General features: G+C 55.1%; 24 protein-coding genes. 17 read left to right on the top strand and 7 right to left on the bottom strand.

What is annotated here, in order from left to right; all coding sequences use genetic code 11:
* Positions 1-58 precede the first annotated feature (58 nt).
* From AC2TF6_RS26130 to AC2TF6_RS26115, 4 genes are all read right to left on the bottom strand, one after another.
* Positions 59-523 carry a hypothetical protein gene (locus tag AC2TF6_RS26130; protein ID WP_491309148.1) on the bottom strand — a complete coding sequence of 155 codons (465 nt, stop codon included), beginning with the start codon at positions 521-523 and terminating at the stop codon, positions 59-61.
* A 289-nt stretch (positions 524-812) separates the two neighbouring features.
* The gene (locus tag AC2TF6_RS26125) at positions 813-1,841 is read right to left on the bottom strand and encodes a hypothetical protein (RefSeq protein ID WP_491311719.1); all 1,029 of its coding nucleotides are present in this window, start codon (positions 1,839-1,841) and stop codon (positions 813-815) included.
* Positions 1,842-2,078: 237 nt separating this feature from the next.
* A complete protein-coding gene (locus AC2TF6_RS26120) occupies positions 2,079-3,137 on the bottom strand; it encodes a response regulator (protein WP_491309147.1) in 1,059 nt (352 codons plus the stop codon).
* A 17-nt stretch (positions 3,138-3,154) separates the two neighbouring features.
* Positions 3,155-5,272 (bottom strand): cache domain-containing sensor histidine kinase, encoded by a 2,118-nt coding sequence (locus AC2TF6_RS26115; RefSeq protein ID WP_491309146.1) that lies wholly within the window; start codon positions 5,270-5,272, stop codon positions 3,155-3,157.
* A 237-nt stretch (positions 5,273-5,509) separates the two neighbouring features.
* Here AC2TF6_RS26115 and AC2TF6_RS26110 point away from each other — a divergent pair, with 237 nt between their 5' ends.
* The 6 genes from AC2TF6_RS26110 (at position 5,510) to AC2TF6_RS26085 (ending at position 13,282) form a co-directional block, all read left to right on the top strand.
* Positions 5,510-7,783: an Ig-like domain-containing protein gene (locus AC2TF6_RS26110; protein WP_491309145.1), complete on the top strand. Its 2,274-nt coding sequence runs from the start codon at positions 5,510-5,512 to the stop codon at positions 7,781-7,783.
* A gap of 209 nt (positions 7,784-7,992) precedes the next feature.
* Positions 7,993-9,348 (top strand): ABC transporter substrate-binding protein, encoded by a 1,356-nt coding sequence (locus AC2TF6_RS26105; RefSeq protein WP_218230859.1) that lies wholly within the window; start codon positions 7,993-7,995, stop codon positions 9,346-9,348.
* 33 nt (positions 9,349-9,381) lie between these two features.
* On the top strand, positions 9,382-10,335 hold the full coding sequence (locus AC2TF6_RS26100; RefSeq protein WP_491309144.1) for a carbohydrate ABC transporter permease: 954 nt from the start codon (positions 9,382-9,384) through the stop codon (positions 10,333-10,335).
* A gap of 57 nt (positions 10,336-10,392) precedes the next feature.
* A complete protein-coding gene (locus AC2TF6_RS26095) occupies positions 10,393-11,217 on the top strand; it encodes a carbohydrate ABC transporter permease (protein WP_491309143.1) in 825 nt (274 codons plus the stop codon).
* Between the two features lie 17 nt (positions 11,218-11,234).
* The gene (locus AC2TF6_RS26090) at positions 11,235-12,221 is read left to right on the top strand and encodes a sugar phosphate isomerase/epimerase family protein (RefSeq protein ID WP_491309142.1); all 987 of its coding nucleotides are present in this window, start codon (positions 11,235-11,237) and stop codon (positions 12,219-12,221) included.
* Between the two features lie 29 nt (positions 12,222-12,250).
* Entirely contained in the window at positions 12,251-13,282 is a 1,032-nt protein-coding gene (locus AC2TF6_RS26085) for a Gfo/Idh/MocA family protein (RefSeq protein WP_491309141.1), read from the top strand.
* Between the two features lie 383 nt (positions 13,283-13,665).
* Here the strand turns inward: AC2TF6_RS26085 and AC2TF6_RS26080 are convergent, their stop codons facing one another.
* Complete coding sequence (locus AC2TF6_RS26080; RefSeq protein WP_454234883.1) at positions 13,666-13,992, bottom strand: AzlD domain-containing protein; 327 nt, start codon at positions 13,990-13,992, stop codon at positions 13,666-13,668.
* On the bottom strand, positions 13,989-14,714 hold the full coding sequence (locus AC2TF6_RS26075) for an AzlC family ABC transporter permease (RefSeq protein WP_491309140.1): 726 nt from the start codon (positions 14,712-14,714) through the stop codon (positions 13,989-13,991). The genes AC2TF6_RS26080 and AC2TF6_RS26075 overlap by 4 nt, the downstream gene beginning before the upstream one ends.
* Before the next feature lie 79 nt (positions 14,715-14,793).
* On the opposite strand from AC2TF6_RS26075, the gene AC2TF6_RS26070 reads away from it, so the two are divergent.
* Together AC2TF6_RS26070 and AC2TF6_RS26065 are read left to right on the top strand one after the other, a co-directional pair.
* A complete protein-coding gene (locus AC2TF6_RS26070) occupies positions 14,794-15,345 on the top strand; it encodes a helix-turn-helix domain-containing protein (protein WP_491309139.1) in 552 nt (183 codons plus the stop codon).
* A 117-nt stretch (positions 15,346-15,462) separates the two neighbouring features.
* A complete protein-coding gene (locus AC2TF6_RS26065; protein ID WP_491309138.1) occupies positions 15,463-16,254 on the top strand; it encodes a formate/nitrite transporter family protein in 792 nt (263 codons plus the stop codon).
* A gap of 321 nt (positions 16,255-16,575) precedes the next feature.
* On the opposite strand, the gene AC2TF6_RS26060 is transcribed toward AC2TF6_RS26065, so the two are convergent.
* Positions 16,576-17,319 carry an SDR family NAD(P)-dependent oxidoreductase gene (locus AC2TF6_RS26060; protein WP_491309137.1) on the bottom strand — a complete coding sequence of 248 codons (744 nt, stop codon included), beginning with the start codon at positions 17,317-17,319 and terminating at the stop codon, positions 16,576-16,578.
* 178 nt (positions 17,320-17,497) lie between these two features.
* Between AC2TF6_RS26060 and AC2TF6_RS26055 the strand changes: the two genes are divergently transcribed.
* The 9 genes from AC2TF6_RS26055 (at position 17,498) to AC2TF6_RS26015 (ending at position 26,852) form a co-directional block, all read left to right on the top strand.
* Positions 17,498-18,400: a LysR family transcriptional regulator gene (locus AC2TF6_RS26055; RefSeq protein WP_491309136.1), complete on the top strand. Its 903-nt coding sequence runs from the start codon at positions 17,498-17,500 to the stop codon at positions 18,398-18,400.
* Positions 18,401-18,621: 221 nt separating this feature from the next.
* Positions 18,622-18,792: a hypothetical protein gene (locus tag AC2TF6_RS26050; RefSeq protein WP_009675738.1), complete on the top strand. Its 171-nt coding sequence runs from the start codon at positions 18,622-18,624 to the stop codon at positions 18,790-18,792.
* A 98-nt stretch (positions 18,793-18,890) separates the two neighbouring features.
* Positions 18,891-19,370, top strand: a complete 480-nt coding sequence (locus AC2TF6_RS26045) for a hypothetical protein (protein ID WP_491309135.1) — start codon at positions 18,891-18,893, stop codon at positions 19,368-19,370.
* Between the two features lie 757 nt (positions 19,371-20,127).
* On the top strand, positions 20,128-21,852 hold the full coding sequence (locus AC2TF6_RS26040; RefSeq protein WP_491309134.1) for an ABC transporter substrate-binding protein: 1,725 nt from the start codon (positions 20,128-20,130) through the stop codon (positions 21,850-21,852).
* 75 nt (positions 21,853-21,927) lie between these two features.
* Complete coding sequence (locus AC2TF6_RS26035) at positions 21,928-22,884, top strand: ABC transporter permease (protein ID WP_009675750.1); 957 nt, start codon at positions 21,928-21,930, stop codon at positions 22,882-22,884.
* A 12-nt stretch (positions 22,885-22,896) separates the two neighbouring features.
* Positions 22,897-23,826, top strand: coding sequence for an oligopeptide ABC transporter permease (gene opp4C, locus AC2TF6_RS26030; RefSeq protein ID WP_491309133.1), 930 nt, complete (start codon positions 22,897-22,899; stop codon positions 23,824-23,826).
* Between the two features lie 5 nt (positions 23,827-23,831).
* Complete coding sequence (locus tag AC2TF6_RS26025) at positions 23,832-24,812, top strand: ABC transporter ATP-binding protein (RefSeq protein WP_491309132.1); 981 nt, start codon at positions 23,832-23,834, stop codon at positions 24,810-24,812.
* Positions 24,809-25,774: an ABC transporter ATP-binding protein gene (locus AC2TF6_RS26020; RefSeq protein ID WP_009675723.1), complete on the top strand. Its 966-nt coding sequence runs from the start codon at positions 24,809-24,811 to the stop codon at positions 25,772-25,774. The genes AC2TF6_RS26025 and AC2TF6_RS26020 overlap by 4 nt, the downstream gene beginning before the upstream one ends.
* Before the next feature lie 166 nt (positions 25,775-25,940).
* Positions 25,941-26,852: a winged helix-turn-helix domain-containing protein gene (locus AC2TF6_RS26015; RefSeq protein ID WP_491309131.1), complete on the top strand. Its 912-nt coding sequence runs from the start codon at positions 25,941-25,943 to the stop codon at positions 26,850-26,852.
* The last annotated feature ends 104 nt before the right edge of the window (positions 26,853-26,956 follow it).

Raw genomic sequence — 26,956 nt, 5'->3', positions numbered from 1 at the left:
GCCCTTGTTCCGGTGACGGGGGGTCTGGGTTTACACAGCCCTATTTCTCACTAGGATTTTAATAATCGAACCGGCTCGTAATATAAGCCGAGACATGCCACTGCTGGGTCGTGTCGTAGAACTTGAAATAGCTTCCGACCGGCTGGCTCAATCCGTAAGCGGTTCCGGCCACGGAAGAGGCGACAAGGGTGGAATTTTTGTAAATGTCGAATTTGCCTACAATCTCATCGTTTGTGCTGGAGCCGAACGACACGAGCCGGAACTCATACTGGCTTCCATTGGCTTGAACGATAGCGTTGAAGAAACCGCTGTCACCCGAGGACAGGGGCTCATTCGTCCAACTGATGATGACATTTCCCGCTTTAGCTTTGTAAGCAGTACCGTTGTCTATGACCTGAATAGGTTTCGTAGACCAGATACTGTGCACACTCGTTACCGGCGCTGCGGCTGCTCCGCTGATTAACAGCGTTAACGACAGCAGGGCGGCTGTCATTAAACCAAGCACCCATTTTTTTACTCTCATCAACTCATCTCCTCTGTTTTTAGTGGGATTTAAAATCAGGTTGCGTTTACACTATATGGGAATAAGGAGGGCGGTATTCTGCGGAGATACGCGTGATGGTCTCAAATAGAGAAATAATTTTTTCCTCTGCTCGGGTAAACCAACTAGCAAAAAGGTATATCCTCCTCAAGACGGGGGATATACCTTTTCTGTTTTCGTACGGAGGGCCGATTATCTTATTTAAGCCCTGCCCGAAGGGATTAGTTTATGGAAATAGTGCGGGAACGAATAGAATGGAAAGCAGCCCCAGCTAGTTCATGTTGATGCTGACGGTCTCCTCACCCGCGTTGACATAGTTCACGCTGACCTGGGTGGAGTTCGGATAGGTGCAGTAGCCGCCCGTATCTGCCGCGAGCCATTGATGATTGCTGGTCGAGCTGGTGCCGATCATGGAATTCGACCATTTGACGTTTTTCAGGTAGGTACCGGTGCTGTAAGGCTTGGAGGCGTTGCTCGCGATGGCCGTGATCCGTTTGAGCTCGTTGCCGGCACCGCTTTTTTTCCAGCCGGACGCATTGGTTACAACGGTGTAGTTGTCCGCCGCATTCGTGTCATACCGGGTACCTGCGGCATATAGAGCGACTTGTCCGTCTGCCGGTACGTAGAATTTGAACGTAAGATTTTGTCCGGCCTTGAAGCGGAACGAGTTGTTATGGTAGTAGACACCGCCGGTAAAGATCGAGTGGGCCCAGTTGTTGTAAGTTTTGCTGTACTGGAATCCGGCATCGACTTCGGAGGCTCCGTTGCTGGCGTGTCCACCCGTATAAATGTAAGGAGTATCGTTGGAAGAAGCGTTGTTCACGTAGACTTCATTGTTGGCGCTGGAAGGCAGGTATACATTGCCGGACCACCAGGAATAACCGGGATTCGAGAAAACGCGTCTGTACGGGCCGCCCGCTTCTCCACAGGCATAACCCGCCAGCGGGGTAACGGAAGCGCTCTTGTTCAGTGCCGGCGAGTCGGTGCTTGTCGGCAGGGTGAAGGTTTCATTGTTGCTGACGGCTATGGTATTCTCTTCCGATACAGCTACTTTGCCGAAGACATCTTTCAATTCTATCTTGTTTGCATGAATTTGCCCGTTGTCGTCGATGTAAATGACATTTTCGCGCTCTTCTTTGGGAAGGTTCTTCATGACGTCGATCATGATCTGACGCTCCTGGCCGGTAATTTCGGCGGCGACTTCTTTCTCCAGCTCCCGGTTATTTGACGAAGCGGACACAGGGGCGAGAGAGACTACAAGGGACAGCAGAGTGAGACTGGAAGCGAGGGCGGTCTTCATTTTCTTCAAACGGCACACATCCTTTATAGTTGTATGGGTTCTTTCAAAAAAAGCTTATCACTTCTAGTAAAAATGTAAATAATTTCATTAATTTAATTAAAAAGTTATAATCAGGATACCAGAAAATGTAATCAAATTACCAGGAAATGGGGCGTTCGCTTTGGATGTTCCCACTTTATTACCATGCAAAAAAACCGCAAGCGGTGGGGGCTGTTTGCGGCTTCTGTTTATGCGGGACTATCCGTTCGGATGCTGCCGGCTTTGTTTCCTAAGCTCGGAAGGCGTAAGCCCGTACGTTTTTTTGAACGTTTTGCTGAAATGGGAGTAGTCGGAGAAGCCGACCTGGTACGCGGCATCCGTCGTCGGACAATCCGTATGCTCCAGGAGGTCCCTGGCTTTCTCCATCCGCAGCCGGATGAGGTATTTCACGAAGTTAACGTTCGTTTCCTCCTTGAACGTGCGGCTCAAATACGCATCGGACATGCCGATGGCCTCCGCCACCTCGCTCAGCGAGAGATCTTCGCGGGCAAAGTGCTCCTGCATGTACTGCATCGCCCTGTGGATGTTCTGCCGGGACCCGAGGTTGCGGGTCCCTTTGATTTCACGGATCATGGCGCTCAAGGCATCGCGCAGGGCCTCCCCGAGATCCGCCGCATGGCCCGGCCATTCGCGGTCTGCGTAAGGGCGGGCAAACCGGAAATCCCGTTTGCCCAGCTCCGTCTCCAGCATGCCCGTGAAATGGTGGGCAAACTGCGGAGGGCTGAGCTCGGCCGGGCCCGAGCTCATGTAATGCCGGAGCGCCTCCCCGGCCAGAAGCTGCGCTTTGTCCTCGCAGGCGGCCCAGATCTGCTCCAGCAGCTCCTCGCTCAGCCCCTGCAGCGTCAGCAGCCATTCATGCTGGCGGGACAGCTTCGTTTCACTGCTCGCGAGCTGATCGTACACCCGTCCGAGCGCTTCGCGGAACTGGTCGGGATCGACGGGCTTCAGCAGAAAATCCGAAACGCCGAAGCGGATCGCCTGCTGGGCGTACTCGAAATCGCTGTAGCCCGACAAAATAATGAACTGGGTCCGTTCATTCCGCTTTTTCGCCGCTTCGATGAAGGAAAGCCCGTCCAGTTCGGGCATGCGGATATCCGTCAGGACGATGTCCGGGGAACAGCTCCCGAGCAGCCGGAGCGCTTCCTCTCCGTCTTCCGCTTCGCCCGCGATGATAATGTCCAGTCCGGACGTTTCCACCATTTTGCGGACGCTCAAATGGATCATGTATTCGTCGTCGACAATCATCATCCGATACATGGCAAGACCTCCTTGATTTAGTTGGTATACGGCAGGCGGATTTCGAAGCAGGTTCCAGCGCCGGGAGAGGAAGAGAGGAGGAAGACTCCGTACTCCTTCCCGAACGTAAGCCGGATGCGCTGATGCACATTGAGCAGGCCGATTCCGCCTTGGCGCGCGCCGTCGTCCGCCTGCGTCCCGGCCGCATCCGGCCATGCCTTTCCGGCGGCAGGCTTCTGCGGCGTCCCCGGGACGCTTAAGGGCTCCGAAGCCGGGTCGTTTCCGGAGGCAGGTCTCTGCGGCACCTCCGGATCGTTTACGGATGCGGAGGCTGCTCCAGGGCCGTTCCCGGCAGCGGCACCCGTTCCCCGGCCAGCGGAAGACGCAGCCGCTTCTCGGGCTGCCTCAAAGGCATGGCCGGGAGCGGCCGCCGGAGCTTCGCCCGGGCCAACCGGAGCAGCGCCGCCCGGTTCCGGGTACGCCGGCCCTTCCCCGGTGACACCGGCAAGCAGCGAGGTCAGCCGCCCGGCCGCCTCCGCGCTCATGCCCCTGCCGTGGTCGGATATTTCGACGGCGTAGTACGTTTCACGGGGCTTGCCGACAATGCCGATATACGTAGGCTTTTTGTCGCGGTAGCCGTGAATAAAGGCGTTTTCCACCAGGGGCTGCAGCGTCAGCCGGACGGCCGGGACGGTACGGACCCACGGTTCCTCGACGTCAATCTCCACCTGGAGATTGCGGAAGCGGGAAGTCTGGATCTCCAGATAGGAGCGGATATGCGCCGTTTCCTCGCCGAGCGATACGAGAGGTCCGGCGTTTCCCGTGTTGTAGCGGAAAATATGCGCCAGGGCCGCCGTCATTTTGCTGATGCTGCGGTTATTTTCGAGGATCGCATGAGAATTGATGATTTCCAGCGAATTATACAGAAAATGAGGGTTGATATGCGCTTGCATGGATTGCAGGGCCGATTCCTTCTGTTTGATAATAAGCTCCTGCTCTTTCAGCTTGGAAGAATGAACCTCCCTCACAAGCCGGTTCAGCTCACTGACCATCTTGGAAAAGCTGCGGAACACAAGCCCGATCTCGTCTTTGCGTTCCCGCGTGGAGGTAAGCCGGACATTAAAATCGCCGTTCTCGACCTTTGCCATCAATCGCTGCAAATAAGTCAGGGAGCGTGTGATGGAGAGCGAGTAGCCGCCCACGATTGAAAGCGCAATCATGAACAGCAGCAGCGCAGCCGCAAGAGAGATGTTCCGCAGGCGGATCAGATTCCCGATAATGGTCTCCATCGGAATGTTGGCCCCGACGATCCAATCGGTCACCCGGGAGGTTTCATAAATGACGAGTTCCTCTCCCTGAGGCGTATCCGTCCGGAAGGAAAAAGAAGCGGAGGCGTGTTCCCCTCCCTGAAACCGAAGCAGCTGCTCCCCGGAAATGCGCGTACCGATTTTCCAGGCGTCCGGATGGTAGACAAGCTCTCCGTCTGCGGAGGAGATCCAGGCGCTGAAGCTTCCCTGCGATTCGTCTTTGCATATATTTTCGATCTGCTCCAGATTAAGATCGACGATCAGAAGTCCCTCGTACAAATAGGTCGAGCTGCTGTGCAGCTTGCGCGCAACGGTCAGAACGGGGCTGGAGCCGACCCGGTTTAAACCGAGGATCTCGAAATTGCCGAGGGTGTCCAGCCTTTTCAGCAGGTCCGCGTTGCGACTGCGGATCGTGTTCATATCCAGAATTTCTTTCGCCTCGCTGAAATCGTTGATCTGCAGGCTGTTTTTGCCGACCAGGGAAATGCCGACAATATCGGAGCGTCCGTAGATCATTTGCGCGAACAGATCGTTTTCGACTTTTTCTGTAAGCTGGTAATACGGGTAAGCGGAGGGCAGAGCAGGCGCCAGAAACTGCTGGGTCAAGGGACTGGTTACGATGGGATAGGTGGAATTTTCCAAGTTCTTGATATACAAGTCCAGGTTTTTTCCGGTTTGTTCGATAAAGCGCCGGTTCGTTTCGATGGCGGACTGCTCGATCGTGCGGGTGGAGGATTCGTACCAGAGCCAGCCCATCACCAAGACGGGCAGAGCGATGAAGAAAATGATCAGAATAAACAGCCGCCGGTGGATCGAAATGATTTTGCGTTGGGAATTCCGGGTCTTCATCGTCACACCCCTTTTCCGTTTTCATAGTCCAAGTTAAAAATAGTGTAGCAAAAAAACACCAATTGTAAATAAAAAACCATGCGGGGCCGCTTTTTCATCTCGTATACTACAACTACACATTGAAAACGCTTTATTTTTATCGGTCCGTTAAAAAAGAGCCTGTCGGTAAGCGCGAAATAAGATAGACGCCTGCCGGGGCCGTAAAACGAACATGAATCCGACAAGGAGGTTGATTCCGTGACATCCGTATGGAACGGCTGGAAAAAAGGTTCTCTTTTCGCACTGGTTCTTCTGCTTGGTTTAATGACGTTTCCGGTGTCCAGGGGGAATGCGGCTTCGCTGCTGACGATCGATTCCCACAGGGACGGAGGCCGGCTGGAGGTCGGTACAGTAAGAATCGGCGGCTCTTATGCGGGAGCTTACGAGGTCGAGCTGGTGATCAACGGGCAAAAAGTGGCGGATGCGCACATGGACGATCCCGACGGAGATGATGCGGGCACCTGGTATTATGACCTGGATACGACCGCATACGACGGGGAAGTCGAGCTGATCGCCAGGGGGAAGGATACGGCGACCCGATACAACGCCTGGTCGGCCTTTACCCGGCTGACGGTGCATAATCCGGCCGCAGGCGTCCCGCAGGTAACGATCTTGAGCCCTGCGGATCGTGATAAGGTGAGCGGCACTGCCGACGTAACGGTGAATGTTTACGGCGCGAGTCCGGTTAAATCCGTGGAGGTGCGCATAAACGGGGGGAACTGGATGCGGGCCGAGAAGAAGGGAAGCGGCTATATCTACAAATGGGACACGAAGAAAGCGGGGAGCCGAACGAACAGCATCGAGGCCAGAGCAACCGACGTCCGCGGCCATACGGGCCGGAGCCTGACGACCTACGTTCAGACGGGCGGAGGGGAAGGAACGAAGCCGGTCACCGTGCTTCCACGCCAGGACCGCGCCATGTGGATCTGGGAGAACGCGTCCTACAACCTCATCCAGACGCCGGGTTCCCGCCAAGTGCTCGATGCGATGGCGAAGGATACGAAGACGTTTGGGCAGGACCCCGTTACGACGCTTTATCTCGGGGTCGACAAATTAGGGGGCACGGACATGCTGGAGGACGAGAGGCCCAAGGTGCGGGATTTCGTGCGATGGGCTCATGCCCAAGGCTACCGCGTGCAGGCGCTGATAGCGGGAGGCACGGTTCCGCCGTACTTCGGAACTTATCCGAGATATAGGGAAGAAGCGCTCCGGGAATTCGAGAAAGTGCTGAATTATAACCTGGCTTCCGAGTCTGCGGAACAGTTTGACGGAGTGAACGTTGACACGGAGCCGTATTCGCTGCCGGATTTTAAAACGGGCTACCCGGACGTTCAGATTCAATACCTCGATATGCTCGCTGCGCTGATGGAGCGCAAAGAGGCGTCGGGCCTGTCTCTGCCGGTCGGTCCAGCTATCCCGAGATGGTACGATTCGTCGGACACGGCGAAAAGCATTACGTGGAACGGCTCGACGAAATGGCTGTCCGAGCATATCCAGGATACGGCGGACTATATCGCCATCATGGATTACCGGGATCAGGCCGAGGGCAGTGTCGGCATCATCCAGCAGGCGCAGGGAGAGATTGACTATGCCAATAAAATCGGAAAGCCGAACTCCGTCATCCTCGGCGTAGAGACCAAAGACATCGTGGACGGAGGAGATCCGGAAACGATCTCCTTCAGCGAAGAAGGGCGCTCCTATATGGAGCGGGAGCTGGATAAAGTGTACGCCGCGTTCGAGGGGAACGCCGCATTCGGCGGAATCGCGCTGCATCACTACGATACGCTGCGCGCGCTGCCTTCCGCCTGGGGTCCCGGCGCCCGCTTCTGGCAGCCGCCGGCCGACAACCGGCCTCCTTCGGGAGTGAAAGGCAAGCCCCAAGCGGCCGCTTTCGACTACCAGCGGATCGATCTGGCCTACGGCCGGGCTTCCGATAACATGGAAGTCGAGGGCTACAAGATCTACCGGAGCACGGTCCGGGGATTCAAGCCCGCGGAGGAGCTGCTGGCCGGCACCGCGCGCGGCCTGACGTTCAAGGACGACGGTCTCCTGCCGGACACGGTGTACTACTACCGTGTGGCGGCAGTCGATGCGTCGGGGAACGAAGGTCCGGCCTCGCCGGAAGTATCCGCGAAGACGGGCGTCACCGGCCTGAAGCCGATGATCGTGGACGGCATGCAGGTGACGTACGACGGCACGAAAGCCACGGTCCGGCTGAAGACGGCCGACATGCGGACGGGTGAACCCGTCGCGGCCGCGGTCCACGGGCGATTCACGCGGATGGGCGGCAAGTACGTGGACGGCCGGTCCGCCGGCGACGGGACTTTCACCGCGGTGTCGGAGCTTGTCCAGGCCGCGTCCGGCGAGATCGGCTTCGCGCCCCGGCGGGTGATGGCGGGCGGCTATTACTGGGCGCATGCCTACGATAAGCCCCGTGAAGCTTCGGCCGTCTGGGGCGGCGCGGAGGAGTAGGGCAGGCTCGTTTAAGGCATTTACGGGTCGGCCCGGACCGGCCCGGCTAACGGACACATCCAAGAGCCGGCAGATTCCGCTGGGCTGCTTTCAACGCGCGAACGACACGCTGCGCGCGGCTCCCGGCGGGCGATGCTTGGCGTCACATGACGGTGGTCAACCACCAAACGAACAACCTCATTTTGAAGAGACAAGGGGCTGAACGAGAGATGAGAAGAAAGACTTGGACGACCGTGCTTCTATCGGCATTGACACTGGCTGTGGTAGGTGCCGGCTGCTCGAAAGGGACGGCGGAAACGACGGGTACGGGCGGCGATTCCAAAGACAACGGCGGCAAGCCGGTCGAAATTCTGCTCGGTTATTATTCCGACGGGAAGTCGGATGCGAAGATGAAAGAACTGATCGATAAGTTTATGAAGAAGCACCCGGACATCAAAGTAAACACCCAGAGTGCGCCTTACGGGCAGTTTTACCAGAAGCTCGATACGCAGATCGCGGCCGGCCAGGCGCCGGACGTGTGGCTCTCGGACGGAGTCTATGTCATGAAATACGCCGAGCGGGGCGCGGTTAAAGACCTCACCGAATGGATCGGCAAAGATTTGAAGAAGGACGACTACTACGGGCTGGATTTCAACAAAGACGCCAAAGGGAAGTACTGGGCCGTGCCGCAGGGCATTCAGGTGGGAGCGCTTTTCTACAACAAGGACTTGTTCGACAAAGCCGGAGTGGCCTACCCCAATGAGAATTGGACGTGGGAAGACTTGAAGAAGAATGCGGCCCTCCTTACGCTTGACGCCAAGGGCAAGAAGGCGGACGAATCCGGCTTCGATCCGAAGAACGTCAACCAGTTCGGGCTGACCTTCTTCAGCATTACGGAAGGCTGGTTCTCCGTGATGAAATCCTACGGGGGCGGCGTTCTGGACGAGACGGCACAGAAGTCGATCATCAACACCCCGCAGAACAAGCAGGCGTTCGAGTGGATGGTGGACGGCATGAAGAAGGGCATTATTACCGATCCGGTGGATCTGAAAAGCTTCCAGAGCTCCATGGCGGTATTCCCGAGCGGTTCTGCGGCGATGCGTATCGGCATCTACGCCCGCGTGCTGGCCGCCAACGAAGCGAAGCTGAACTACGATGTCACGCTGCTGCCCAAAGGGCCCGATGGCAAGCGGGTGTCGCCGGTTATCGCGAACTCCTGGGTCGTGAACCAGAAGTCGGCGGACGCCAAGGCGCAGGCAGCCTGGGAATGGATCAAATACTGGGCCACGGAGGACGACGTCCAGAAAGAATGGGCGGCGCTCGGCGAAGCGATTCCGGTGAAGAAATCCGTCGCGAATTCCGACGTATTCCTGAAAGCGGGCGAGAAGCCGGCTAACCGCAAGGCGTTCCTCGAGAGCCTGGACTTCGCCAAGACGCTCGACAACAACGCCGTATGGGAAGAGTGGGTCGGGAAGTTCAACGAGAACGCGCAGCGGGCTTTCCTCGGAGACGCCCCGATAGACGCGGCGCTGGCGGATGCCGACAAGGCGGTGCAGAAGGTGCTGGATGATTTTTATAAGAAGTAAACCGCAATTTACGGAAGGGAGGTCGGGCTTTCTATGAACGATACCGTAAGCGGCAAAGCCTATGCGAAAGCTCAGACCCCGGCAAGAAAGCTTGGAAAACTTGATCAGGAGGGGAAGTGGGGACTGCTGCTCGTCTCCCCTTACCTGCTTCACTTTATCGTATTCGTCGCCGGGCCTCTTATCGCTTCGCTCTATTTCAGCTTCTCGCAATACGACATGATGAACCCTCCGAAATGGACGGGACTGGACAACTACGGGCGTCTGTTCGGAGACGCTCTCTTCTGGAAATCGCTGTGGAACACGCTGTATTTCGCGGTTCTGTTCGTGCCGGCCCAGACGATTCTGGCGCTGATCCTGGCCGTCGTGCTGAATCAGAAGCTGAAAGGGCTGAAGCTGTTCCGGATGGCCCATTTCATCCCCGTGATTTCTTCGTGGACGGTCATTCTGTATGTGTCTGACGCCATCTTCAACCCCCGTTTCGGCTTCGCCAACTCGATTCTGGCTTCGCTGGGTCTCGATCCGCAGCGCTGGCTGCAGGACGGGAAGCTCGTTATCCCGCTGCTGGTTCTGATCGCCGTCTGGAAGGGGATCGGCTACATCATGGTCATTTATCTGGCCGGTCTGCAGAGCGTGCCCCAGGATTTGTACGAGGCGGCTGAAATAGACGGAGCGGGTACACTGCGTAAATTCGTGTCGATTACGTTTCCGCTCATCTCCTCGACGACGTTCCTGGTCGTGATTCTGAGCACGATCAGCACCTTCCAGGCTTTCGAGCAGGTGTACGTTCTGACGGGAGGCGGAGACATCAGCTCCGCCGGCGGCCCGAACAATTCGAGCCTCGTCTTGATGCTGTATCTGTACCGCGAGGGCTTCACCTTCATGCGGATGGGCTATGCCTCGGCTATCGCCTGGGTGCTGTTCATGATCCTGTTCACGCTTACCCTGATTCAAATGAAGGTGCAGAAAAAATGGGTCCACTACGATTGACCGTGCCTTGCGGAATGGACTCTGGTGCGGTTCCGCCGCCGGAAAGGAGAACCCTGTATGAAACATAAAAGGCTGCCGACGATTCTCCGTTATACGGCCATTATCTTGTCGTCGCTGGTGATGATCGTCCCGTTTGCGACGGCTCTGATGAACTCGCTCAAAACGTATAAAGAATACACGTCCGTACCTCCGAAATGGATACCGGAAATTTTTCAATGGTCGAATTACGCGGAGGTGCTGAAGCTCGGCAATATCGGCGGGTACACGCTGAACAGCTTTACCGTTGCCCTGCTGTCGGTGATAGGGGCGCTGCTCTCGTGCTCCATGGTCGGCTATGCGTTCGCCAGACTACGGTTTCCGCTTAAGAACGCGCTGTTCGTTATGGTGCTCGGAACGATGATGATCCCGCCGGTCGTCATCATCATCCCGCATTTTATTATTTTCAATAAGCTGCAACTGCTCGATACATTGACGCCGCTCTGGGTGATCGAATGGCTCGCGCAGCCGTTCGGCATTTTCCTGATGAGGCAGGCGTTCATGAACATTCCGAAGGAATACGAGGAGTCCGCGAAGCTGGAGGGCTGCAACCCGATCCAGGTGTACTGGCGGATCTTCATGCCGATGGCGAGGCCGACCCTGGCTACGCTGGCGATCTTTACGTTTATGGGCAAATGGAACGAAATTTTGACGCCGGTCATTTATTTGACTTCGAACGATAAGTTTACGCTTCCGATCGGAATTCTTTCGCTCGGGGGCCAGTGGTTCGGCAACGAGCAGCTGATGGTTGCGGCCGCTCTGCTCAGCCTGGTGCCGATTCTGATCGTATTCCTGTTCGCGGAAAAGTATTTCGTGCAGAACCACAGTGCCTCGGGCATTAAGTGAAAGGAGACGGCTCCCTTATGAAAATCGCGGCATTTAGCGGGGCTCTCATGGAGTACAGTATTCAGGAAGCGATGAAAATCACGGCGAATCTCGGTTTCGACGGGATCGAAATCGCGTGCCGGGAGCCCCATCTTTCGCCTCAGACCTCTCTTGCAAGGGTTAAAGAGATCCGCAGGCTCGCCGATGAGCATGTGCTGGATATCCCCGTGCTCGGCGGCTACATGGGGCGGTTTTCCGAATCGGGCGATCCCGAATGCGCAGCCGCTTACGACGAGTTTCTCGGCTTGCTGGAGCGGGCGGATTATCTGGAGACGGACATGATCCGGATTTTTCCGGGAGGACCCAACGCTTTCCTGGCTGCCGATTACCATTATGAGAAGGCGGCCCACTGGCTGAAAAAATGTGCGGCGGAAGCCCGCAGGCACGAGAAGAAAATTTTGCTGGAGATTCACAATGTGAGCCTGATCGAGACCGTGGAGAGCTCCCTGCGTCTGCTGGAGATGATCGGTGAAGACAACGTCGGACTGATTCACGACGCGGGCAACATGTACATCAGCGACACCGATTTCGGCCGCGCTTCCGTTACGGGGCTGGGCAGCCGCTTGCTCCATGTCCATGTGAAGGACGAGAAAAGAATCCCCGAGGCGGGCGGGCCGGGGACGTTTCGCAACGTCACCCGCCACGGGGAAGAGCATTTCCTCCAGTGCCGCCTCGGCGAGGGGGAAGTGGGCCACCGGGAGCTCTTCGAGGCGCTGGCGGAGTCGGGATACGGGGGCTGGGTGACGCTCGAATGTTTCGCCCCGTATCCACCTCTGGAGCAGCTTGCCCATGACCGCGACGCGGTCCGGCAGCTGCTCCGGGAGACGGCGTCGGCAGCGGCACTGACGTCGGTACCGACAACAGCACCGACAACGACAGCACCGGTATCCCCAACTGCATCGCCAGCAGCGCCGACACCGGCATCTCCATCCTCTTCATCCGTGTCCGCTCCCGGCGGAAATTAGCCTACCATCGAAAGGGAAGTGACTTTCTTATGACAACACCGGTTACGGCGCAGCCAGTCCGGTTCGGCCTTATCGGATGCGGCATCATCGCCGACATTCACGCCAAGGGAATCCAGGAGACCCCGGAAGCGGAATTGACCGCCGTGTACGACTTCGTGCCGGAAACCGCGGCCCGTTTCGGACAGACCTACTCGGCCGCGGTCTACGAGAGCCTCGAAGAGATGCTGGCCCGCGACGATCTGGACGTGGTCTGCATCTGTACGCCGAGCGGGCTTCATGCCGGGCAGGCCGTGCAGGCCGCCAAAGCGGGCAAGCATGTCTTCGTCGAGAAGCCGATGGCCATTACGATGGCAGACTTCGACGACATGATCCGGGTAAGCCGCGAGAACGGCGTTCTCCTCTCGACGGTATTCCCACGCCGGATGTCCCCGGCGGCCCTGTATGCCCGGGAGCTGATCCGGGAGGGCCGGCTGGGCAAGCTCAGCCTATGCTCGGGCTATGTGAATATTTACCGCAGCCAGGAATATTACGACAGCGCGGGCTGGCGCGGCACTTGGGCGATGGACGGGGGCGGGGCCATGATGAATCAGGGGATTCATACGGTGGACCTCCTCCAGTGGCTGGCGGGCCCCGTCGCTTCCCTGTACGGCAAAGCCAAAGCCGTTCTGAGAAATATCGAGGTGGAAGATACCGCGGTATCGGTGCTTCAGTTCGAGAACGGCGCGCTGGGACTGCTTGAAATTACGACCACCGCGCATCTGGGGCCTGTGCACCGGATCGAAATTCACGGGGAGAGGGGCTCCCTGGTGATCGAAGACGACGATATCGTGGCGCTTAAAATCGACGGGGAGCCTGTGGAACTCCCGGAATTCGAACCGTTCAAGGTCATTCCCGACGGCCATCGGATCCAGATCCGGGACATGGCACTCGCTGTCCGTGAGGGCAGAGAGCCCATCGTGCCCGGAACGGAGGGAAGGCATTCGCTGGAGATCATACTGGGAACCTACGAATCCGCCCGGACCGGCAAGGAAACCGTTTGCCAAGGCACTCCGGCTAGATAGCTTTATTATTTAGAAGAGACTCTTCATTTCTGCCGTACGAGGTGGAAGAGGGGTCTCTTTTGTCTCTATGCAGCTCTGTTCGACAACACCTTCACAAAGAGAGAGAAAGCGTTCATGATCCAGCGCGGTGACACCATCTTCGAGAACTACCTCGACGTATGGAATGAAGCTGCAGGGCAAGTTTTGACGAGCTGCGCAAAACTTGGGTGGAATAAGCGGCTGAAAGCGCGGCGGCGGATCGACCGGTCTACCTCTGTCAGCGTGAGGTCCGGCTCGATATTTTGCTGGAAGCTTGATTCAGCCCTAAGACACTTGAAATAAAGGAAAGAGACTTTAAGAAGAGGAGAGAGACAAATAGAAATTTTGTTTGTCCTATCCTTTTTTCATGAAATCAAAAACCTGACGGCAGCCATACACACTATTCCAACTATAACCGTAACGGATAAACTCTTCGTCCATACGGCCGCAAGAAGAGTCGGTACGATAGCCGTGAGAACACTCCAATCAATCGCTAGTAACGATTCATCTTCCTTAATGAAACTCTCGACGATAAGCGCAGTAAAAATACAAACGGGAACATACGAAAGCCATTTGACTGCAACTTTCGGAAGATTAATATTTCTTATAACGATAAATGGGATAATTCTCGGAAGGAAGGTTACGGCGGCACACCCCAAAATGATGAATAAAAAGGATATCTGGATACTCATTTGTCTTTTACCACCCCGATAGTTGCAGCAATAATCGTTGATAAAATGATGGCTACATAAGAAGGAATAAACATACATAGAACCAGCATCAATATAACGACATAAATAATTAAGGCTAAATAAAACTTCAACTTTCCATTGTTAATAGTTTGTAATTGCAAAACAAGCAGCGCCAAAAACATCGCTGTCAAAGAAAAATCTAAACCGAATACTTCCGGATTTGAAATCCATTTGCCAAAGAAAGCCCCCGACATGCAAGATAAAACCCAGAAGATATACGCCGTTACATTCAGTCCGTTCATCCATTGGACATTTATCGGTTCTCTTTTGGCAATCTTATTCATGGCTACACCGAACGATTCATCCGTTACGAACGCTCCAACCCCGATATTTTTTAATAAAGAATATTTCGCAAAGCGGGGAGCCAATGTCATACTCAATAAAAAATTCCGAAGATTCACAACGAAAGTTGTAAATATTATGACTGAAACAGGGCTTCCCGAAACTAATAATGCACAAATAATGAATTGAGACGCTCCAGCGTAAACCAATGCCGATAAAAGGGTAACTTCTAGTATACTTAGATTGGATGATACCCCGACAATGCCCATGGCAATTCCAACGCTGATATAACCGAATAAAGTCGGAATGCAATCTTTTACGCCTTGGGAGAAGGTAGTGAGATTTTCTTCGTTAGTCATTTCATGAGATAATTCATGCATCGTATCCTCACCTTTTTGTATGTTATGTTGTATATTTGTATGCTATATTAAACAAAAAAGAGAGTCAAGGAGACGTTTTATGGAGTTTATTCAAAAGGTTATCGCCCATAATCTTGCCCAGTTGAGAAAAAAGAGAGGATTGAGCTTAGATAGCGTGGCGGAATTAACGGGGGTCAGTAAAGCGATGCTGGCTCAAATTGAAAACGGAAAATCGAATCCGACTGTCACCACTCTCTGGAAAATTGCCAATGGGTTGCACGTATCTTTTTCCGTTTTTTTAAAGGAAACGGATAAGCCGCAAATCGAAAAAATAAACATCAACCAATTGAACCCGTTGATCGATGATGACGGAAATTATCTTGTGTATTCTATGTTCCCCTTTAATCCGGACAAAAAGTTTGAAGTTTTCACGGTAGACCTGAAACCCGGTTTTAGTCATGTTTCCGAAAAGCATTTAGGCGAGGAATATGTACTTCTACAACGCGGTGTACTTACACTTGATGTTCAAGGTGAGAAGTTTGAATTAACCCCCGATGAAACGATTAAATTTAACGCGAATACCGAACACATTTATATCAATTCTACGGATGAACTGGTTAGATTTTATATCATTATCTCTTATCCCGATTAATAGCCTGGCACGAGCTCTTCATATAGCCCTTTATTAAATAGAGAATTCGTAATAAGCTACATAGGAATGGAAAATATGCACAACTGGTGGATTTGCCGTGGAGGGAGAGACCGGGCTATGGAAGTACAGCCGCTGCTGCAAGTTGAGAAGCTGGCGATGAAAAAAATGAAAATTTACAAGCAGAGCAAGCTCCGCTATTTATCCCGTTCCGCGCTGGCGAGTATGTTTATCGGGTTCGGGGTTATCGTCGCGTTCAAGACGGGAAGTTTCTTCTATTTGGAACATTCCCCGTTCACCTATCCGATGGCCGCGATCACTTTCGGCGCCGCGATTATTCTGATCTCGTATGGCGGCGGTGATCTTTTTACGGGAAACACGTTCTACTATACGTTTGCCGCGCTAAGGCGGAAGCTGCGCTGGCCGGAGGTCATCCGGTTATGGCTGACCAGCTACGGAGGCAATATTCTCGGAGCCGTGGCGTTCGCGCTGCTGATTCTGGCAACGGGGCTGTTCAGGGAGCATGACGTGAACGGATTCCTTCTGAGCGTGGCGGAAAAAAAGATGAACGCGCCTTCGCTAGAGCTTTTTTTCAGGGCTATTCTTTGTAACTGGCTCGTGTGTCTGGCCTTTTTTATTCCGATGTCGCTCAAAGGGGACGGAGCGAAGCTTTTTGCGATGATGCTGTTCGTGTTCTGTTTTTTCATCTCCGGTTACGAGCACAGCATTGCCAATATGTGTACGTTCGCGATTGCGCTGGTGGTCGAGCATCCGGATACGATTTCGTGGGGCGGGGTTCTCCATAATCTGATCCCGGTGACGTTCGGCAATCTTATCGGGGGCGGTATTCTGATGGCGGTGATGTATTATTACGTGAACAAGCCGTTTATGGACGAGCACGAAGAAGCTTAGCGGTGAAAAAAGGAGCATAGCGCTGTCCGCTTCATGCGGAGCCCGAGGCGGATAGCCGCCGCTTGGGCCACAAAAAGGCTCACCCCGTTTGACGGGCGTGAGCCTTTTTGGCGCGGTTATACCGGCCCGCGCGCCGGGAGAGCCTGCGCGAGCCGGCAGGACGGACCCGGGCCCGGCAGCCCCGGCTCGGGCGGGTGGACCTCGCTTCCGCCCGCAAAAAAACCTCCTTAACCGGGCAAACGGTTAAGGAGGTTTAAGGTTTATGAAACCCGGCTGATAGTCCCCGTTGGGAAATATCAATCCGGCGAATCGTGCGGCGCGTTACTGGGCGGTGTATCCGCCGTCCACAAGCAGCGTCGTGCCGGTCACGAACGAGGCGTCGTCGCTGGCGAGGAACAGCACCGCTTTCGCAACCTCTTCCGGCTTCCCGAGACGTCCCATCGGATGCAGGGCCGTGAGGTGGTCCGTGATGGCCTGGGTGCGTCCCGCGATCAGCGGCGTGTCGATGTAGCCGGGACATACGGCGTTCACGCGGATGCCGTGCTGCGCATAGTCGATGCCCAGCGTTTGCGTGAGCAGCTTCACGCCGCCTTTCGCGGAAGCGTACGCGGTGACGCCGGCTTTGCCGACGTGGCTGTGGATGGAGCCGCAGTTGACGATTGCGCCGCCGGTTCCCTGGGCGAGCATCTGCTCCAGCGCGTATTTGTCGCTGAGGAACACGCCCGACAGGTTGATGTCGATGGTCTTCTGCCAGGCTTCCCAGCTCAGCTTGTCGGCGGGGCTGTCCTTGGCAATGCCCGCATTGGCAAATAAAATATCCAGCTTGCCGTATTGTTTGACCGTTTCGGCAACCATATGTTTAACGTCGTCTTCCTTGGTGACGTCGGTTTTGACGAACAGGGCTTCGCGGCCCTCCGCTTTCAGCTCGTCGGCTACGGTCTGACCGCGGTCGGAAAAGTCCGCGATGACGACTTTGGCGCCTTCCCGGGCGAACAGGCGGACCGTCGCTTCTCCGATTCCGCTGGCTCCTCCGGTTACGATGGCTACTTTATCAGTAAATCTCATGAGGTATCTCTCCGTTTCATAAATAGGGTGAACGGTCGTTACGGCCGTGTAATCCGGGAGGTCCTGCCATGGGGCAAGTCCTCATCATCTTGCTTTTATTGTATCGCTTTTATTCCTATAGAACTATTTAAACTTAGTAAGCTATACTTAAGCCGTGCTTAAGGAAGGGGGCGGAATTTTGCATCTGGAGCAGTTGGAATACATCGTTGAAGTGGCGAAAACGGGATCGATCACTAGCGCCGCACGCAATCTGCACGTGTCCTTGTCCGCGGTCAGCCAGTCCATCACTCACCTGGAAGGCGAGCTCGGGGTCGTTCTGTTCGCGCGCTCACGGATGGGCGCGGTTCCGACGGCCGAAGGCAAGGTAATCATCCGCAAGGCGTTTGAAGTGCTCAGCAAGCTGGACGAGCTCAAAGAAACCGCGCGGGGCTGGGGCGAGACGCTGAGCGGGGAGCTGCGCATGGGCACCATTCCGGGGCCGATGTCCCTTCTGGTCGATGCCGTCGCGGGGTTCAAGCAAGATTACCCGCTGGTGCGGATGGAAATCGCCGAGAAAGGCTCGCAGGAAATTCTCGATGACATCCGCCATAACCGGCTGGACATCGGTTTTATCATTTTGTTCGAGAGTCTGCTGAAAAAAAGCGAGGGTGTGACCTTCGAACGGCTGCTGGAAGGAAAAATGGTCGTGGGCATGAGCGATAAGTCTCCGCTGGCTTACCGGGGTGCCGTCACGCCCGAAATGCTCCGAACCCAGCCTGTCGTGCTGTATAACGACGAATACGTGCGGTGGTTTATGAACCGGTTCGCCGCGGAGCACGGCGAGGTGGACATTTTATTCACGACCAACAACACGGACGCCATCCGCAAGGCGGTGGAAGAGCAGAATGCGGTAACCGTGGGGATGGATTATTCCTTCCGGCGGGAATGGACCCCCTTGTTCACGGAAGTCAACATGCTGACGGCGGAGCTGGAGTTCAAGGCGGGGCAGCCGGTTTACCTGGGCTGGGTACGTTCGGAAGGACGTCATTTCCCGCGGGTTTCCAAGACGTTTGTGGAGCGGCTGAGAAGCGGGCTTGAGTAGGTTTCCGGCTCGCCTTGCGTCCGTACCCGCGGGATTCTCGGCAGGATAGGGGAGGATACCGGAGGATGTTTCCGAACGTCACGGCTCAGTAAGGCTCTTCGGGGGTGAGCGCGGGTGAGCCTGCGTCAGGGGGGCTGAGTCCGTTTTCCAAAGCCGGCTTCCTTCTTTATACTTATAAGAGTGTTTTACACACGAATAAACGAACCGGGAGTTGACTTGGATTGACGTATGCGGAAATGTTGGGACGGCGCAGTGAGATTTTAAAGCGTACCATCGGAGACATGATTGCAAAAGACAATACGAAAGGTCTCGGTATGCAGGAAAGCAGCTTTCTGAGAAACATGATTAAAGAGCTGCATCAGAACGAATATGAACTTCAAAGAAACTCGTAAATCTTCCTGAAACCCTTGAAATTAGCTATAAGGAGAGGAAGACACCAAGCCCGCTTTCGGGACTTGGTGTTTTTCGCTTGAGAAAGGAACCGTCCGTCATGAATGTGAAAATAATCGGTGTAGCGCTCTACATCATGGTCATCTACGGGATTTCGAAGCACTACCCGGCTATGCACGGACTGTTTTTTCCGGCGCTAGGCGCTTTCAGCTTTTTGTTTATTTCCCGCCCGTTCACCGCGAAGGCCATGAGATCTATCTCGGCGGGTGCGGTGCTGGCCTCGGTCGTCGGCACCCTGATTTACCACCTCATTCCCGGCATCTTCGCGCTCTTCGTCAATACGCTGATTATCATCTGGCTAAATAGGGCCACGTGGAACGCGCCGCCGATTCTCGCCGTTTCGCTGATCCCTTTCTTTACGGTGACTCCCCGCATCTGGGATATTCCGCTCGCGGTTGCCGTGTCCCTGGCAGGGCTGACGGCTACGTTGCTGGCGGCCGAGTTCGTTCACATGCGGCTGCCGGCCTTTTTCCGCGGCGGGAGCAAGCTTGCGCCGGGTTCGGAAGAGGCTGCGGGATAACGGCTGACCGGGGACAGGGCCGGAAACCCGAGAGGAATACCGGCCCGAACGTGTACCTAGACGCGCCGGAATCCGCAAATTAAATAAGCAGGCGCCTTCTTCGAAGGCCGCCCGCCGACGAAACAAAGCCCCCGGCTTTTTACGGCCGGGGGTCTTTTTTGTGCCGCTTTTATTCGGTTATCATTCGGCGTAAGCGGTCAAAAATGTGAAACGGTTTTAAAAGAACGCCTGCATATTGCAGAACTTGAAGCGCTAATGGAAATTAGAGGACGTATGCTTAGAGTAGCTAAGTTTCTCAGCAGGTTCAACGGACTAACAATACGGTTAGCCCGTTTTTCTAAAAATTTCTTTAATTGAACTAAATATTTTTATTATTATTTCAGAAAAACCTTGAAAGAAGTCACTTAGATATTTTTTGACTAGGAACCCTACTAAAGTAAAGAATAGTGAAATAACTATTATAAAAACAAATAGTTTTAGTCCTGTTTCTATGAATTCCATTTAGATACAGCACCTCCTTAACAGATTGTAGTATAAACCGCTAAAGGAGAAAACGCCCATACAATGATTTTGTTGGCGGATAATATCTATCAAGTGTTTATTAGTACTGTTTCTGGAGAAAATTTTTTAAGTTCCCTATTTACAGAACCAAAAAATCCTCCTATAATGGCGATAAGATTAATTCCTACTTTACCAATGGGATATTAAGAATTTGGCATTCGGATGGGATGCAGCTGAAAAACGGGGAGGAACTATCATGAAAAAAAGAGCTTCATACGCAGTTAGTCTGATTTTGGCCGCTTCACTGGCCTTGTCGGCTTGCAGCAGCTCCGGGACACCTGGCGCATCGGAAGCGCCGAAAACGGACAACCAGGTCAAACAGCAGACGGGTGCGGATCAATTTATTGCCGCAACCGACAAATCCAAGTCGCCGGCCGCCGCTACCGCAAGGAAGGATACGGTCGTGGTTACGCTCACGGAACCCGGCGGAGTGTTCAATCCTTATTTCTATCACAACGGCTATGACGGCAATGTAACCTCGGTCATGTTCTCGCCGCTGGTCGACATCGACGAAACCGGTAAGCCGATCCCGGCTCTGGCCGAGAAATGGGACATCTCCCAGGACGGGCTGAAGTATACGTTCCATCTTAAAAAAGACCTTAAATTCAGCGACGGTTCCCCGCTGACCGCGGATGATGTAGCGTTCACCCTGAGCGTGCTCTACGACAAAGCTTACGACGGTGAAACGGATATTACGGAAACGGCCGTTAAAGGCGGTCAGGCTTATAAAGAGGGCAAAGCCTCCACAATCGAAGGCATCAAGGTCATTGATCCGCAAACGATCGAAATCACGACGGAGAAAGCTAACGCCAGAGCTCTTCAACTGCTGGGCGGCCAGGTTCTCTCCAAAGCCTACTACGGCAAAAACTACACGCCGGGCAATCTTGAATATATAAAAACGCTCCATACCAAGCCGGTAGGAACGGGCCCGTACAAACTGGAGAAATTCATTCCGGGACAGGAAGTCCGCTTTATCGCGAACGAAAACTACTTCGGCGGCAAGCCGTCCGTGGAACATTTTATTTATAAAACGACCTCCGGTGACGCGACGCAATTCTTCCAGACCGGAGAAGTGGATTACAGCGCTTATCCGGCCAACGACGACAGCCTGGAGCTTCTCAAAGGTCTCGGCTACGCGAACGTAAACATTTATACTTCTACGGCTTACAGCTTTATCAAGTTCAACCACAGCAAGCCGATTTTTAAAGACAAAAACGTCCGTCAGGCGTTTATTTACGGCCTCGACCGCGAGAAAATCGTCGCAGCTGCCTACCAGGGCTACGGTCAGGTAGCGAACGTGCCGATTTCTCCCGCTTCCTGGGCTTATACCGAAGAAGGCGTCAATACGTTCAAGTTCAATCAGGAAAAAGCGAAGAAGCTTCTCGACGATGCGGGATGGAAACCGGGAGCCGATGGCATTCGGGAGAAAGACGGCGCGAAGCTGGTTGTCCATTACTTCACGACGAAAGGCCCGCTCAGCGACGTGCTCGTTCCGATTGCCAAAGAAAATTACAAGGACATCGGCATCCAGCTCGAAACGGAACTGATGGACTACAACGCCCTGCTGGCGAGAACAAGCAAAGGCGATCACGATCTGGCTTCCTTCTCGACCACGATGCTGACCGATCCGTCCGACGGTGTTATCAGCTTCTACTCCAAGAACAAAAGCAGCTTCACCGATACGAACGGCTATGCGAATCCGAAAGTGGATGAGCTGATCGAGAAAGGAATCTCTTCCTTTGACACCGAGCAGAGAAAAGCGACTTATAAAGAGCTGTACAAGGAACTGTCCGACGATCCGCCGTATATTCTGCTGACGTACCGGAAAATCATTTCCGCGCATAACGCGAGAATCGAAGGCTTCAAACCGAACGGCTACACGGGCATTTCCTCCAGCCTGCCTAAGCTGAAGATCGAGTAGTCTTTTCTATCCTATCAATAGCGGAAAGAGTCATGCCCAGCTTACAGGCTGGGCATCTTTCTTGGGAGGTACACAATGAAGTCTTACGTAATCAAACGATTGATTTATATGCTAATCACCCTGATCGGGGCATCCATGCTCATTTTTATGCTGTATGCGCTGACGCCCGGCGACTTCGTCGATTCCAATCCGAAGCTGTCGATGGAGCGAAAAATCGAGCTGAAAGAACTGTACGGGCTGGATAAGCCGGTCGTCGAACGTTATTTTATTTGGCTCGGCAATCTGCTGAAGGGCGATCTGGGCTTCTCGCTGCAGTACCAGCAGTCGGTGACCTCGCTGGTCGTCAACTTTATCGGCAACTCCTTTCTGATCGCGTTCACCTCCATGATTTTCACGTGGCTGATCGCGATAGCGATCGGGGTTTTCTCGGCTACGAAGCAGTATTCCTGGTTTGACGCCCTGATTACGTTTCTGGTCTTCGCCGCCATGTCGCTCCCGGCCTTCTTCGTGGGGCTGCTCATTATTAAGCTGCTCGCGGTCGACCTCGGCTGGTTTCCGCCGGGAGGCAAAACCACGACCGGCAGCACGTCGACCGGTCTGGCTTACGCATGGGAGGTCGTTCGACACATGGCTCTACCGGTTGCCGTATTGACGATGCTGAGCGTCGGATCGCTGACCCGGTATTTCCGGACGAATCTGCTGGAGGTCATCAAGCAGGATTTTATCCGGACCGCAAGAGCCAAGGGGCTCAAGGAGAAGACGGTCGTATACAAGCACGCGCTGCGCAATGCGCTGCTGCCCGCCATCACCCTGCTCGGCTTCGAGATCCCTTCCTTGTTCGGAGGAGCGATCATTACGGAGAAAATCTTTAACTGGCCGGGGATCGGGCAGGTGTACATGCAGGCTTTTTCCGTACGGGATTATCCGGTCCTGATGGGGTTCACGATCTTTATCGCGACCTTGACCGTGATCAGCAACCTGATCGCCGATCTGCTCTACCGCGTGGCGGACCCGCGCGTAAGATTGAAATAGGAGGGCTCTTGCATGCCAGTCAGCGCTCAACATACGATAAACCCGGCCGCAGGACAGCCGTCGGCTCCTAAGTCTTCTTTGTGGAAACAGTCGTTTCTGAGGCTCAGGAAGAACAAGATGGCCATGCTCGGTCTGGGCGTTCTTATTTTTATATTTCTGCTCTGCTTCATCGGCCCGTTTTTCTCGCCGTACAGCTCCGGTAAAGTGGATGCCGGTCTGATTAAGGCGCCGCCAAGCCTGAAGCATTGGCTCGGTACGGACCAGCTGGGCCGCGACATTCTGACCCGGCTTATGCAGGCGGGCCGCATCTCGCTTACGGTGGGCCTCGCGTCTATGGTGCTGTCCGTCCTGATCGGATCAGTGCTCGGCATCCTCGCGGGCTTTTACCGGGGAGTCGTCGATCAAGTCATTATGCGCGTCGCCGACGTGCTGATGACGATTCCCGAACTGCCGATGCTGTTCATTATGGGCGCCGTCCTGTCCGAATGGAAAGTGCCGTCCGATTACCGGCTGTACATCGTCATGATCATGCTCAGCCTGGTGGGCTGGCCGGGACTCGCCCGGATGGTGCGCAGCCAGATTCTGGGCCTGCGCGAACGCGAATTCATCCAGGCCGCCGATGCCCTCGGCCTGAGGGACCGGCGCAAACTGTTCCACCATTTGCTGCCGAATACGATTCCGCTGCTCATTGTCGTCGCGACGCTGCGGGTTGGCGGGGCCATCATCGGCGAGTCGACGCTGAGCTACTTCGGGCTCGGCGTCGTGCCTCCGACGGCCTCCTGGGGGAACATGATCGACGCGGCCAATTCGCTGATCGATTTCCAGAAGCGGCCGTGGCTGTGGGCGCCTCCGGGCTTCGCCATCTTTATCACGGTCATTGCCGTGAATTTGCTGGGTGACGGACTGAGAGACGCCATGGATCCGAAAATGAAAAGCAGGTGAGCGCAATGAACAAACCATTGCTTGAAATTAAACAGATGAGTACGCATTTCTATACCGATGAAGGAACGGTGAAAGCCGTAGACAACGTCAGTCTGAGCCTGAATGAAGGAGAGACGCTGTGCATCGTGGGAGAATCCGGCTGCGGCAAAAGCGTCACCGCCATGTCGCTGATGAGGCTCGTTCAGGAGCCGGGCGGGAAGACGGTCGCGGGAGAGGTCTGGTTCGACGACAAGGACCTGCTGAAGGCGGGGCCCAAAGACATCCGTCATCTGCGGGGCAATGAGATCGCGATGATCTTCCAGGAGCCGATGACTTCGCTCAACCCGGTGCTCACAGTAGGCGAGCAGATGATCGAGCCTATCATCGAGCACCAGCTCGTCTCCCGGAAGCAGGCGAAGAAGCAGGCGCTGGAGCTGATCACGATGGTCGGCATCGCACGCGCCGAGTCCATTTACGACAGCTACCCGCACGAGCTGAGCGGCGGTATGCTGCAGCGCATCATGATCGCCATCGCGCTCTCCTGCAATCCGCGGCTGCTCGTCGCCGACGAACCGACAACGGCGCTCGATGTGACGATCCAGGCGCAGATTCTCGATCTGCTGCGCAAGATCAAGGAAGAACGCCGCACCTCGATCCTGCTGATCACGCACGATCTGGGGGTCGTGGCAGAGATGGCCGACCATGTCGTCGTCATGTACGCCGGTCAGGTCATCGAGGAATCGCCGGTGCTGGATCTGTTCCGCAATCCGAAGCATCCGTATACGCAGGGGCTTCTGCGGGCCAAGCCCGTCGTCAACCAGCGCAAGGAACGGCTGTACACGATTCCGGGGCAGGTGCCGAAGCTGGTGGACCTGCAAGAATCGTGCTATTTCAGCGACCGCTGCGAGCACTGCATGGAGATCTGCCGCACGAAACAGCCTCCGATGATCGATACGGGCGCAGGTCACAGAACGGCCTGCTGGTTATACGAGGAGGGAGTCCGGTGAGTACGAAACTGCTTGAAGTAAAAGGCTTAAAAAAATATTTCCCGGTTTCCGGCGGCTTTCTTAACCGGACAGTGAATCACGTCAAAGCGGTCGACGATATCAGCTTCACGATCAACAAGGGCGACGCCTTCGGCCTCGTCGGAGAATCCGGAAGCGGCAAAAGCACCACCGGCAGGGCCATCCTCCGTCTGACGGACAAAACCGCCGGTGAAGTGATCTACAAGGACCGCGATATTTTCTCGCTGTCCAAGCCGGAGCTGCGCACGCTCCGCACCGACATGCAGATCATTTTCCAGGACCCGTACAGCTCCCTAAATCCCCGCATCCGGGTAGGGGACGCCATCGGGGAAGCCGTGCTTGACCACGGGCTCGCCTCCAAGGCGGAGATCCGGGAACGGGTGCTGGAGATCATGTCGGTATGCGGACTGGCTCCGCATCATATCGACCGGTTTCCGCACGAGTTCTCGGGCGGGCAGAGACAGCGGATCGGCATTGCGAGGGCGCTTATTCTAAACCCGGATTTCATCGTCGCCGATGAACCGGTATCCGCCCTGGACGTGTCCATTCAGGCCCAGATTATTAATCTGTTCAGCGATTTACGGGATCAGAAGGATCTGACTTATCTCTTTATTTCCCACGACCTCAGTGTCGTGGAGCATTTGTGCAACCGGATCGGCGTCATGTACCTCGGCTCCCTGATGGAGCTGGCTCCGCGCGACGAGCTGTTTGCGAATCCGCTTCACCCGTATACGCGGGCGCTGCTTTCGGCCATTCCCATTCCCGATCCGGAGATCCGCCGGGAGAGAATCGTGCTGACCGGAGATATTCCAAGTCCGGTAGATCCGCCCTCCGGCTGCAAATTCCATACCCGGTGTCCGTTCGCGAAGGCGGTATGCAAGGAGGCCGTTCCGGAATACCGCAATGTGGGGGGCGAGCATTATGTCGCTTGCCATTTGGTTTGACGCCATGTACACTTCTTCTAGCAGTCCGTATACTTGAGTGGAATTCGAGTGGATTATCCGCCGGGTATCTCGTGCAAGCTGTCTGAACGCGCTCCTCTGAACGGGCGCATACCGTACAGGCGACCAGACAGCTACAGCCTGGGTTCGAAGGGAAGCGTGAACGGCATTGGCATATGAAGTTGAATTTTCGTTTCAGCCTGCGAACGAACTGATCGTCAGTCTGCATACGTATTTGTGCAAGATTTGGTATAAAAGAATCGATCTCGGCCCGGACTGGGCCCCCGAAATCCGTACGGGACTCACGGACGATTTCCGGCAGGAGCTCGATTCGACGGATTTATCGCCGGAGTGGCGGCTGATCTTTCTTTTCGCCTATTTGTCTCCCGAAAAGAAAAGCGTGCCCGGCTTCCTGCGGTGGCTTGAAAGCTTGTCCCTCGGGGATCTGTACGTTCTCCTGTCGCCGTACATCCAGAACTTTCCCGCCGACATGCAGGCGGTGCGGGACAAGTTTGTCCACCTCCTGTCGGAGTGGAACAGCCAGTACTTCGCCAAGGTTGAGCCCGGCATCGTAGCCGCTCTCGAAGAGGACGCGGAGAAGAACCGCGCCCTCATCGGACGGATACCTGCCGTCGAACTGGCGGAACAGACGACAAGCGGCATGTATTTCGAGCCGGGAGGCAGCCTGGAGAAGGTCGTGTTGACCCCGCAGGTTCACTTTGTGCCGGGGAATGTGTTTTACAGCTTCGGGCCCGTTACGCTCTGCCAGTACCCGGCCAGTTTGCCCGGGCACGATCACGAGGAAGGGCCGTCACCGAAGCTGTACCGGATGCTCCGCAGCCTGAGCGAGAAAAGCCGTCTGCGGATTCTCCGCTTTTTGCGCAGCGAGCCCCATAGCTTTATCGAGGTGGTGCGTTACTTGGGTATATCCAAAGGGATCACCCACGAGCATCTGTTCAGCCTGCGGTGCGCGGGTCTGCTCAAAGCCCATGTGACGGGGGAAACCGTCACGGGTTACAGCCTGCGGACATCGGCCGTGGGCGAGCTGCAGGAGCTGCTGCTGGAATACCTCGAAGACTAGCCGAAGCTGCGGGAGGCCGCTTGCCCGGTACCGGGCGTGCTGAAAGGCGGGGGAGCACACGGCAAAACCGCTAGAGGCGAAGGCATAGAGCGCGGAAAGAAGCC

Source organism: Paenibacillus sp. JNUCC 35 (assembly GCF_058269095.1).
The sequence above is the reverse complement of the archived record's forward strand: the minus strand, read 5'-3'. Positions and strand labels throughout refer to the sequence as shown.

Bases quoted from the DNA above. Each gene is read 5' to 3' on its own strand.
- AC2TF6_RS26130 (WP_491309148.1), bottom strand. From the start codon at position 523: ATGAGAGTAAAAAAATGGGTGCTTGGTTTAATGACAGCCGCCCTGCTG.
- AC2TF6_RS26125 (WP_491311719.1), bottom strand. From the start codon at position 1,841: ATGAAGACCGCCCTCGCTTCCAGTCTCACTCTGCTGTCCCTTGTAGTC.
- AC2TF6_RS26120 (WP_491309147.1), bottom strand. From the start codon at position 3,137: ATGTATCGGATGATGATTGTCGACGACGAATACATGATCCATTTGAGC.
- AC2TF6_RS26115 (WP_491309146.1), bottom strand. From the start codon at position 5,272: ATGAAGACCCGGAATTCCCAACGCAAAATCATTTCGATCCACCGGCGG.
- AC2TF6_RS26105 (WP_218230859.1), top strand. From the start codon at position 7,993: ATGAGAAGAAAGACTTGGACGACCGTGCTTCTATCGGCATTGACACTG.
- AC2TF6_RS26100 (WP_491309144.1), top strand. From the start codon at position 9,382: ATGAACGATACCGTAAGCGGCAAAGCCTATGCGAAAGCTCAGACCCCG.
- AC2TF6_RS26095 (WP_491309143.1), top strand. From the start codon at position 10,393: ATGAAACATAAAAGGCTGCCGACGATTCTCCGTTATACGGCCATTATC.
- AC2TF6_RS26090 (WP_491309142.1), top strand. From the start codon at position 11,235: ATGAAAATCGCGGCATTTAGCGGGGCTCTCATGGAGTACAGTATTCAG.
- AC2TF6_RS26085 (WP_491309141.1), top strand. From the start codon at position 12,251: ATGACAACACCGGTTACGGCGCAGCCAGTCCGGTTCGGCCTTATCGGA.
- AC2TF6_RS26080 (WP_454234883.1), bottom strand. From the start codon at position 13,992: ATGAGTATCCAGATATCCTTTTTATTCATCATTTTGGGGTGTGCCGCC.
- AC2TF6_RS26075 (WP_491309140.1), bottom strand. From the start codon at position 14,714: ATGCATGAATTATCTCATGAAATGACTAACGAAGAAAATCTCACTACC.
- AC2TF6_RS26070 (WP_491309139.1), top strand. From the start codon at position 14,794: ATGGAGTTTATTCAAAAGGTTATCGCCCATAATCTTGCCCAGTTGAGA.
- AC2TF6_RS26065 (WP_491309138.1), top strand. From the start codon at position 15,463: ATGGAAGTACAGCCGCTGCTGCAAGTTGAGAAGCTGGCGATGAAAAAA.
- AC2TF6_RS26060 (WP_491309137.1), bottom strand. From the start codon at position 17,319: ATGAGATTTACTGATAAAGTAGCCATCGTAACCGGAGGAGCCAGCGGA.
- AC2TF6_RS26045 (WP_491309135.1), top strand. From the start codon at position 18,891: ATGAATGTGAAAATAATCGGTGTAGCGCTCTACATCATGGTCATCTAC.
- AC2TF6_RS26040 (WP_491309134.1), top strand. From the start codon at position 20,128: ATGAAAAAAAGAGCTTCATACGCAGTTAGTCTGATTTTGGCCGCTTCA.
- AC2TF6_RS26035 (WP_009675750.1), top strand. From the start codon at position 21,928: ATGAAGTCTTACGTAATCAAACGATTGATTTATATGCTAATCACCCTG.
- opp4C (WP_491309133.1), top strand. From the start codon at position 22,897: ATGCCAGTCAGCGCTCAACATACGATAAACCCGGCCGCAGGACAGCCG.
- AC2TF6_RS26025 (WP_491309132.1), top strand. From the start codon at position 23,832: ATGAACAAACCATTGCTTGAAATTAAACAGATGAGTACGCATTTCTAT.